This window comes from Synechococcus lacustris Maggiore-St4-Slac (assembly GCF_024345595.1).
Taxonomy (GTDB): domain Bacteria; phylum Cyanobacteriota; class Cyanobacteriia; order PCC-6307; family Cyanobiaceae; genus Synechococcus_D; species Synechococcus_D lacustris.
This window is the reverse complement of record NZ_JAGQBK010000036.1, coordinates 1-8248: the sequence shown is the minus strand read 5'-3', so window position 1 is coordinate 8248 and position 8248 is coordinate 1. Positions and strand designations below refer to the sequence as shown.

Annotated in this window: 14 protein-coding genes; 1 reads left to right on the top strand and 13 read right to left on the bottom strand. The window is 52.4% G+C overall.

The window, feature by feature from the left end:
* A partial coding sequence (locus tag KBY68_RS12215) for a radical SAM protein (RefSeq protein ID WP_255097468.1) occupies positions 1 to 469 on the bottom strand: 469 nt, incomplete at its 3' end.
* Positions 470 to 531: 62 nt separating this feature from the next.
* On the opposite strand from KBY68_RS12215, the gene KBY68_RS12390 reads away from it, so the two are divergent.
* Complete coding sequence (locus KBY68_RS12390) at positions 532 to 645, top strand: Nif11-like leader peptide family natural product precursor (RefSeq protein ID WP_390634994.1); 114 nt, start codon at positions 532 to 534, stop codon at positions 643 to 645.
* Positions 646 to 662: 17 nt separating this feature from the next.
* Here KBY68_RS12390 and KBY68_RS12210 read toward each other — a convergent pair whose 3' ends face one another.
* From KBY68_RS12210 to KBY68_RS12155, 12 genes are all read right to left on the bottom strand, one after another.
* Positions 663 to 866, bottom strand: a complete 204-nt coding sequence (locus KBY68_RS12210) for a hypothetical protein (protein ID WP_255097467.1) — start codon at positions 864 to 866, stop codon at positions 663 to 665.
* Complete coding sequence (locus KBY68_RS12205) at positions 856 to 1191, bottom strand: class I SAM-dependent methyltransferase (RefSeq protein WP_255097466.1); 336 nt, start codon at positions 1189 to 1191, stop codon at positions 856 to 858. Before KBY68_RS12205 ends, KBY68_RS12210 begins: the two co-directional genes overlap by 11 nt.
* 7 nt (positions 1192 to 1198) lie before the next feature.
* Entirely contained in the window at positions 1199 to 2068 is an 870-nt protein-coding gene (locus KBY68_RS12200; RefSeq protein WP_255097465.1) for an NAD-dependent epimerase/dehydratase family protein, read from the bottom strand.
* On the bottom strand, positions 2065 to 2235 hold the full coding sequence (locus KBY68_RS12195; RefSeq protein ID WP_255097464.1) for a DegT/DnrJ/EryC1/StrS family aminotransferase: 171 nt from the start codon (positions 2233 to 2235) through the stop codon (positions 2065 to 2067). Before KBY68_RS12195 ends, KBY68_RS12200 begins: the two co-directional genes overlap by 4 nt.
* A 120-nt stretch (positions 2236 to 2355) precedes the next feature.
* The gene (locus tag KBY68_RS12190; RefSeq protein ID WP_255097463.1) at positions 2356 to 3567 is read right to left on the bottom strand and encodes a class I SAM-dependent methyltransferase; all 1212 of its coding nucleotides are present in this window, start codon (positions 3565 to 3567) and stop codon (positions 2356 to 2358) included.
* Between the two features lie 5 nt (positions 3568 to 3572).
* Positions 3573 to 3977, bottom strand: coding sequence for a type II toxin-antitoxin system VapC family toxin (locus KBY68_RS12185; protein ID WP_255097462.1), 405 nt, complete (start codon positions 3975 to 3977; stop codon positions 3573 to 3575).
* Position 3978: 1 nt separating this feature from the next.
* Positions 3979 to 4224: a FitA-like ribbon-helix-helix domain-containing protein gene (locus KBY68_RS12180; RefSeq protein ID WP_255097461.1), complete on the bottom strand. Its 246-nt coding sequence runs from the start codon at positions 4222 to 4224 to the stop codon at positions 3979 to 3981.
* 40 nt (positions 4225 to 4264) lie between these two features.
* A complete protein-coding gene (locus KBY68_RS12175; protein WP_255097460.1) occupies positions 4265 to 4804 on the bottom strand; it encodes a dTDP-4-dehydrorhamnose 3,5-epimerase family protein in 540 nt (179 codons plus the stop codon).
* Positions 4804 to 5211, bottom strand: a complete 408-nt coding sequence (locus tag KBY68_RS12170; protein ID WP_255097459.1) for a DUF2335 domain-containing protein — start codon at positions 5209 to 5211, stop codon at positions 4804 to 4806. The genes KBY68_RS12175 and KBY68_RS12170 overlap by 1 nt, the downstream gene beginning before the upstream one ends.
* A 324-nt stretch (positions 5212 to 5535) precedes the next feature.
* Positions 5536 to 6660: a CDP-glucose 4,6-dehydratase gene (rfbG, locus tag KBY68_RS12165; RefSeq protein ID WP_255097458.1), complete on the bottom strand. Its 1125-nt coding sequence runs from the start codon at positions 6658 to 6660 to the stop codon at positions 5536 to 5538.
* Positions 6654 to 7424, bottom strand: coding sequence for a glucose-1-phosphate cytidylyltransferase (gene rfbF, locus KBY68_RS12160; RefSeq protein ID WP_255097457.1), 771 nt, complete (start codon positions 7422 to 7424; stop codon positions 6654 to 6656). The genes rfbG and rfbF overlap by 7 nt, the downstream gene beginning before the upstream one ends.
* Before the next feature lie 13 nt (positions 7425 to 7437).
* The coding region (locus KBY68_RS12155) for an ABC transporter ATP-binding protein (protein WP_255097456.1) at positions 7438 to 8248 on the bottom strand (811 nt) is incomplete at its 5' end.

The following is an 8248-nucleotide window of genomic DNA, read 5'->3' as shown; positions in this document are numbered from 1 at the left end:
CTACGTTGTCACGGATTCTGTGAAAGTCTGTCCTTCCCCTGATGGCTTCATGAGTTTCCTTTAGGTGGCCATCTATTGAAGGTATTATACAATTAAGGCCCGCTTTCAGCAATTTTTCCGATAGATCTCTGGATAGAAATTGGCAATTAGATGTAAATCCTACGTTTCTAAATCCCTTAGTCTTTGTATAAGCTATCTTTGAGGCTAAGGTCTGATCAAGCAGTGGTTCTCCGCATCCATGCAAGCTTATGTACTTGATATAGTCGGTATAGCTGGAAAACTTATCTAATATCTTCACGTATCGCTCATATGGCATTATCTCTGCTTCCCTGGCGTATCCGTTATGCGAATTGGGGTCCGCAAATCTTTTAGTTGTGTCAGGTATAAAATCAATTGTGCACATAGTGCATCTTGCGTTGCAGATTCGATTTACGGTCTCAATCTGAAGATGGCTGGGAAAGAAACGCATTGATCTGCTTCAAAGGATGTTTATGTAATCTAAAGTATGGAGCCTGATTTATCAAGGCAGAAGTGGATACAGCGATCAAGGCCCAGCTACAGGCCGTGGAGACCCACGCAGAGGTGGTGCCGATCGAGGCAGCCGCTGGCTTTACGATCAGTGTCGACGACATGATCCGCCACTAGGCTTGGTGATTATATATTCAATCGAAATACGGGACTTTTATGTATATTTTCCCGCTTCCATTGTTTGCATGTTTAAGTTTTTCAAGAAAATCGATAGGATTTTGTATTTGTTTAAGTACGTGCCTTAGGATTAGCTCGCTTGCTTTTCCAAACGAAGCCAGGCCAAAATACTCTTTTTTAATTCTTGGATTATATCCGGCATACGCTGGATCAAAACCCATTTTCCGCAAGAGTTTCCAAAAAATATCCTTCCCCGCAGCCTACTTCTACGATGTTAGTTGCACCCAGATAGCTGCTAATTATATTAGATATACTTGCCAGATGTTTCTGAAATATTTCACTTACAGCTTGCTCATTCTCATAGTTTTCATCATATGTCATCAGCTCAGGCCTAAATGTCGAGTTGTATATGAGCCCAGTTTCAAGATCCTGTACTACACAGATGTCTCCTTTAGGGCAATTTATTACGGCTTCTTTACTATTGTACATCTGATTTTGAAAAACCTGAAAAGCATCAGCTTGATAAAGCAAATTAGTATTTTCCATGGTGAATTTATCGTAAGTAATTACAGAGATCTTCTAGTTTATGCTTTTCTGCCCAGCCAAGTGAAGTGAGTTTTTTATTCTCACCAACAAGCATTAGGGGTTCCCCAATTCTTGACACGGAATGATCCAGAACAATCCCGGGATCTTGATTGCGCGCATTAGCTAATAACTTAATCACTTCAGAAATTTGGGTTGGAATCCCTGAACATATATTAAATTCTCCATGCGCTCCAGAAGTAAGAAGCTTCACAAAAGCTGCTGCAACATCTTCAACATGTAATAAATCTCTAAATGAAGAGCTTCCCACCGCAAATGGAGGCTGATTAAAACTAAAAACATTATTAAGTGCGGGAATAAGCCTACGGCTATCCTCGCCTGGGCCATAGGGCATAAATATTCGCCCCCAAGAACATGTAACCTTATCAGTAGAGCATAATGACATTAACAACCGCCTTGTAGCATCTTTTGATGCGCCATAAAGCGTATTAGGTATAAGTGGGGTTTTTTCTTCAATACAATATCCATAATTCCAATCATATTCCGCGCAGGTGCCCGCAGCTACGATATGTTGCCCGCCTGCTTCACAAAATGCTTCCGCTAGTTTAATTGTAGACTCAACCCAACGTAAATTTAACGAAGAAGACCAATAAGAGCCATGTTCTGCATACCAAGCTAAATGAATTAGGTGAGTTGCATTAGCTTTAAAACTCAGATTATTAAAATCAGTAGTTCCAAGCAAATCAGCTTTTATAAAATCTCCTAGATATCCAACTGGCCTGTTTCGCCCTGCCAATACAACATCAATATTGGAATTTTGAAGGCACTTAAGAACATGGCGCCCTATAAAACCACTAGCTCCAGTTATGAGAACTCTCATTGGCTACTTAAAATACGAGCTACGTTTGTGGTGTCGGCCATGATCACCTCATCGCCAGGCCCGATGCCCAGGGAATGCATGCCAATGTGCAGCGCACCGGTGCAGCTGCTGGTGGCAATGGCGTAGTTAACGCCCAGGTGGGACTTGAACGCCTCCTCGAAGCGCACGATTTAGTCGTAGCAATGCTCCCCCCAGCCATTGGCTGCAGCGTCGGTGGCGTACTGCACCTCCAGCTCGGTAATGAGAGTTTGGTGTAGGGGATTTTGCGGATCTGGTTGCCGGTCATATCACTGCCCTCCCTGCCAATGCCGCAACTCTGGAATCGCCGTCACCAGCTGGGTGTTAGGCAGTTGCTGCCGCAGTTCCTCGATCAGGTTCCAGGGCAAAACGAGCAGAGCATCGGCTGCTTCGGTGGCCAGCTGCTCCGGACTGATCACCGGGATGTGGCTGCCGGGTAGAAACTTGCCCTGCTTGCTGGAGGCGCGGTCTGCCACGGCTGGCAGCAAGTCGGGCTTGATGCCGGCGTAGTTGAGCAAGGTGTTCCCCTTCGCGGCGGCGCCATAACCCAGCACACGCCGGCCCTCGCGTTTGGCCTCCAGCAAAAACTCCAACAGGCTGTGCTTGGCGGCTTCCGCCCGCTGCTGGAAGCCGGCGTAGGCAGCCAGCGTTTCCAACCCCGCCGCTGCTTCAGCAGCAAGCACCGTAGCCACTACCGCTGTGGGTTCTGCGGCGCCCTGATGACCCAGCCACACCCGCAGGCTGCCTCCGTGGGTGGACAGCTCTTCCACATCCACCACAGCCAGGCCGGCCTTGGCGGCAATGCGCTGCACCACCCGCAGGCTTAGGTAGCTGTAGTGCTCGTGGTAAATCGTGTCGAACTGGTTGCCGGCCAATAGCCTCAGCAGATGCGGAAACTCGATGGATGCTCGGCCGGTGGGCTTGAGCAGCCGGCCGATGCCCGCCACGAAATCGTTAATATTTGGCACATGGGCCAGTACGTTGTTGGCCACCACTAAATCAGCAGGCTCAAGCTGCGACGCCAGCGCTACCCCAAAGAAGCGCTCAATTGTTTCGATCCCCTTGGCCCTTGCCGCCTCTGCGGTGGCCCTAGTGGGCTCGATGCCCAGGCAGGGGATACCCCGCTGTTGCACGTATTGGAGAAGGTACCCGTCGTTGGAGGCCAGCTCCACCACCAGGCTCTGGGGGCCTAATTGCAATCGTTCAGTGGCTGCTAGAACAAATCGTTCTGCGTGAGCGCACCAGCTACTGGAGGTGCTGGAGAAATAGGCGTAGTCCGCCGTGAACAGCTCCTCGGCGGCTGCGTGGGCCGGCAGTTGCACTAGCCAGCAGTGAGTGCACACATGCACCTTTAGTGGATATGTGATCTCAGGCCCCAGCAACTGCTCCGCAGTGAGGTAGGCGTTGCTGGGCGGCTGATGGCCCAGGTCGATCACTTCTTCTGTGAGGGGGGATCCGCAGTGGCGGCAGGGGTAGGGCATAGGGATCAAGGCAGCACCTTTTTTGCTAGCTCCAGCAAACGACGGTCTGCGCTTAACAACAACGCCACTTCGCGGCGAGCTAGCACCAGATAAAGACAATCGTAAACGGGATGATCGAGGTGAGTGGCTAATGCCAATGCTTCTGCCAAAAGGGTTCGGTCTGGTTCGATGTGATCAACTAAATCCGCTGCCCTGCTGAGGCGCTGCTGCAGGCCAGAGGCTTCCAGCTGGCCTGCACGCTGCAGACGCCAGAGGGCATTAGCCACCTCGGTGAGCATTAGTTCTGGCGCCAGCACAAGATCAGCTGCCAACACCGCCTCATGCATTACTAAGGCTTCCGGAGACCCCTCAATAATTCGCACCACAGCAGATGCATCCAATACCAGTTTCGAAGATCCAGCCGTAGCCATCTCAGCGGGAGCGATCCAGGCGAATCAGATCTTCTGGTTCAGGATCAAATTTCTGTACCCCCTGCTGGCCGGCCAAAGCCTGCAGGTCTGCTATCGCCTGGCGGCGCCGCTCGCGGTGATCACCACCACATGACAGTTGCAGATCGCTGAGGGCCTGCTGGTTCAAGCTGCGATGGTGCTGCCGCGCCCGTAGCTGGAGCATTTGATGGAGCGGACCTGGAAGATCTCGAATTTGCAAACTAGCCATTGACCTGCCTTCATGCATTTTGCATGCATTCTACTTCGAATTAGCTCAGCAAAGGCAGCCCCCGATCGCGCTCGCTTAGCTCTCCAGCCGGCAAGGGCCAGCCAATCGCCAGCTGGGGATCGTTCCAGCGCACCCCGGTTTCGGCCTCGGGCACCCAGGAGCCCGAGTGCAAGTAGAGCAGCTCGCTGCCGGGCTCTAGCACTTGAAAGCCATGGGCGCAGCCCTCGGGGATCAGCAGGGCATTGGCGCGCTCAGAGCTGAGTTCCACTGCATGCCAATGGCAATAGGTGACGGAGTCGGGCCGCAGGTCTACCGCCACATCCCAGACACGGCCCCGCAGGCAGCGGACCAGCTTGGCCTCGCTGTGGGGTAGCGCCTGCAAGTGCAAGCCCCGGATTGTGCCCACTGTTTCGGTGCGGCTCACATTCACCTGGGCGATGAAGCGATCGCCCCAAGAGCCCATAAAGGCATCTTCCTGGGCGCGAAAGGCGTTAAGGAAAGCGCCGCGGTGGTCGGCAAAGGGCTGAGATATCAACTCGAAAACGCCGTTGATTGGGGTGCAGCGGAGTTCAGCGGGCATTAAGAGCCTTTGCGGGCACGGAAAGCACCACCAATCAATGCAGCTGTGGCTCCAATCCCTACTACTCCTCCGATTTGCTTGCCTTGAAAAATGGCTGCCAAACTGGCACTACTGACGCCAACAGCCATCAGGATCCCTGCAATCAGCCCAAGGTTGGCGCGGAAAACATCGGAGGAGACGATCTTTCTCTCCAGCGCGTGCCTGTGGGCCGACTCGGTTTCGACCAGCCGCAACAGGCGCTCGCCTGCCTTCTCGATGCTGCGTTCATAGGCCTCGATGGCCTGAGGTGGTGGCAGCACTGAATTCACTTCTGCCTGCCAGCTGACCACTGTGACGGGGCCACCATCAGGCCTGGCAATCGCTGGCTGATCGCCTGGGTCCTGCCGCAATGAGGGATCCTCAGGCATTGAAAAGCTTGGTAAGTGCTTGATCACGATCGGCGCGGAGAGCCTCGAAATCTGCACGAAAGCTGCGCGAACTCTGGGATCGACGGATTATTACCTGGGTCAAGGGCTGGCAATCAACGGATTGGGCGAAGCCGTCCCAAAAGCTGGGTCGCCTCCGCCCAAGCCGTTCATACAAGGCCTTGGATTGCACAGTTGTAATGAATTTTGCCAGAGCAGGCATAGGTCGGTGGGTGGGCTGGAATCGCGTGATGGCCAGTACTTTCAGTCAGCATGGCTCAGCCGGGACTGAGCCTGCAACCTGTGGTTGAGCTCCGCCTGTGCCAATCACTCTATTGCCTTCGTAGCTTCGTAGGCTTCTAGGTCTTGTAGACAGCACTCCAGGGGGCTGGCCCCCTCATGCACCTCCCGATACCAGCCCACGGTGCGTTCCACCGTGGCGGCAAAATCCCAGCGGGGACTCCAACCAAGCTGCTGCTCAGCAAGATCTGAGACCAGATGTAGTAAACCGGCTTCATGGGGTTGAGCCGGATCTGATTGATCAAGCCAGCGGCCAGGCCAATGGCTGAGCAGCGCCTCTAGCAACTCTTTTACCGAACGGTTCGACTTAATCGAGGGGCCGAAGTTATAGGCCTGGGCTAAGGGATTCGCATGCTGTGAGCCCAAGATTTGCTGCTCATACAGGCGCTGGGCCAGTAGCAGATAACCACTGAGGGGCTCCAGCACATGCTGCCAAGGGCGGGTGGCGCAGGGATTACGTACTGCAATCGGCTGCTGGAGCGCCAAAGCCCGGATTGCATCAGGAATTATTCGATCGGCAGCCCAATCACCGCCACCGATTACGTTGCCGGCTCGGGCGGTGGCGATAGCTAGATGTGCCGTTTGGTGAGGTGCATCACCACAAAAACTAGAGCGCCAACTTGCTACTGCAAGTTCCATCGCCGCCTTACTACCGCTGTAGGGATCATGGCCACCAAGCGGATCTGTTTCGCGGTAACCATGGAACCATTCTTGATTTTCATAAACCTTGTCTGTGGTAACCATCACCACAGCGCAGGGATGCTGCAGAGGCTTCAATGCCTCCAAAAGGTTTAAGCTGCCAATTACATTTACATCCCAAGTTTCCAATGGATTCAAGTAGCTGTGCCGCACCAAGGCTTGGGCTGCCAGATGAAATACCAGATCCGGCTGTATTTCCTCTACAGTCTTAGCTAGGGCCTGTTGATCTCGGATGTCAAGAAGATTATGGAAGAAAATCCCTGGCAGTAACTGGTGTGGTTGGTGATGCTCAAGCCCAAGTGATTGAAATAAATTAGGCTCAAGTTCTGGTGCCAAAGCAAGGCCATGCACCTCAGCGCCAAGTGATAGCAACCACAAACTCAGCCAACTTCCTTTGAAACCAGTGTGGCCAGTAAGCAACACTCGGCGGCCGGCCCAGAAACTAGCTACCATAATTTCCAAGGAGCTTTTCCTGTGCTCCACAGCTCTTCTAGCCTGGTGCGATCCCTCAAGGTATCCATCGGCTGCCAAAAGCCTCGATGCTGATAGGCAGAAAGTTGGCCACTTGCAGCAAGTTGAGGCAAAATATCGCCTTCAAAACTACAACTATCTTCTTTAATCAGCGATAACACATCAGGGCTAAGCACAAAGAAGCCCCCATTTATCCAGGCATTATCACCATCCGGTTTCTCTTGAAAGTTACGCACTAAGGTTTGATCTAGATGCAAAGCCCCATAACGGCCAGGCGGCTGAACAGCAGTAAGTGTGGCCTGCAGTTCATCTGCTCGATGCTGATTGATTAGTGCTCGTATATCTACATTAGAAACCCCATCACCATAAGTAAAACAGAAAGGTTCATCGCGGATATAAGCGGCCACCCTGCCAAGCCGACCGCCAGTCTGCGTTGAGTCACCCGTATCAACCAGGGTGACCTTCCAGGGCTCACTCTTTTGCCGATGAACTTCCATGTGATTATCACGATCTAGATGAAAAGTGACATCACTAGCATGAAGAAAGTAGTTTGCAAAATATTCCTTAATTACATAGCCCTTGTAGCCGCAGCAAATCACAAACTCGTTAATCCCATAAAAGCTATACAGCTTTAAAATGTGCCAAAGAATTGGCTTGCCGCCCACCTCCACCATTGGCTTGGGCCTTAGGTGAGTTTCTTCTGAAAGGCGGGTGCCAAGGCCCCCGGCGAGGATAACAGCTTTCATTGGATAAACAAATCTAGGCGAGAAGATTTAGATCAGCTGGTTTCACTATTCGGCGCACAGTTCCCCCCTCCAACTCAATCACCCGATCACAGCGCTGCACTGTGCTGAGCCTGTGGGCAATCATCACAATCGTGAGTTCACGGCTTAAGCCTTCAATTGCCTCCATCAGGGCCGCCTCAGTGGCGTTATCCAAGGCACTGGTGGCCTCATCAAATACCAACACACTTGCCTGTTTATACAGAGCCCTAGCAATGCCGATGCGTTGCCGTTGCCCGCCACTGAGCCGGATGCCCCGTTCACCCACAAAGGTTTTGTAGCCGCGGGGGCTGGATTGAATGAATTCTGCAATCTGGGCCTGTTGGGCCGCTAGTTTCACTCGTTCCAGATCAAGCTCTGCTGCTGCCACACCAAAGGCAATATTTTCAGCAATTGAACGATCTGCCAGGTAGATCATCTGGGGCACATGGGCAATGGCAGCTCGCCAGGCCAGCAGTCGTTCTGGTTCTTTGTGGCTATGGATACTTGATCCATCCACCGTGATCTGGCCGCTGCTGGGCTCCAGCAAGCCCATCAATAAATCCACTGTGGTGCTTTTGCCACTGCCGGTGCTACCGATCAGCCCCACCCTTTCGCCTTTTTTTATTTCAAAACTGAGCTGATCTAGCACCTGCGGCCCGCCACTCCCATAGCTAAAGCCCACCCGTTCAAAGCGAATCTGCTGCTGCAAGCTTAGGGGAGTAGGGATTGTTGCAAATGCACCTTGGGGTAGAGGTTGCTCAAGGCTGTCTACCACCGTTTCCACGGCACTTTTATAGGCCTTGATA

Bases quoted from the DNA above. Each gene is read 5' to 3' on its own strand.
- KBY68_RS12200 (WP_255097465.1), bottom strand. From the start codon at position 2,068: ATGAGAGTTCTCATAACTGGAGCTAGTGGTTTTATAGGGCGCCATGTT.
- KBY68_RS12175 (WP_255097460.1), bottom strand. From the start codon at position 4,804: ATGCCCGCTGAACTCCGCTGCACCCCAATCAACGGCGTTTTCGAGTTG.
- KBY68_RS12190 (WP_255097463.1), bottom strand. From the start codon at position 3,567: ATGCCCTACCCCTGCCGCCACTGCGGATCCCCCCTCACAGAAGAAGTG.
- KBY68_RS12210 (WP_255097467.1), bottom strand. From the start codon at position 866: ATGGGTTTTGATCCAGCGTATGCCGGATATAATCCAAGAATTAAAAAA.
- KBY68_RS12205 (WP_255097466.1), bottom strand. From the start codon at position 1,191: ATGGAAAATACTAATTTGCTTTATCAAGCTGATGCTTTTCAGGTTTTT.
- KBY68_RS12185 (WP_255097462.1), bottom strand. From the start codon at position 3,977: ATGGCTACGGCTGGATCTTCGAAACTGGTATTGGATGCATCTGCTGTG.
- KBY68_RS12170 (WP_255097459.1), bottom strand. From the start codon at position 5,211: ATGCCTGAGGATCCCTCATTGCGGCAGGACCCAGGCGATCAGCCAGCG.
- rfbF (WP_255097457.1), bottom strand. From the start codon at position 7,424: ATGAAAGCTGTTATCCTCGCCGGGGGCCTTGGCACCCGCCTTTCAGAA.
- rfbG (WP_255097458.1), bottom strand. From the start codon at position 6,660: ATGGTAGCTAGTTTCTGGGCCGGCCGCCGAGTGTTGCTTACTGGCCAC.
- KBY68_RS12180 (WP_255097461.1), bottom strand. From the start codon at position 4,224: ATGGCTAGTTTGCAAATTCGAGATCTTCCAGGTCCGCTCCATCAAATG.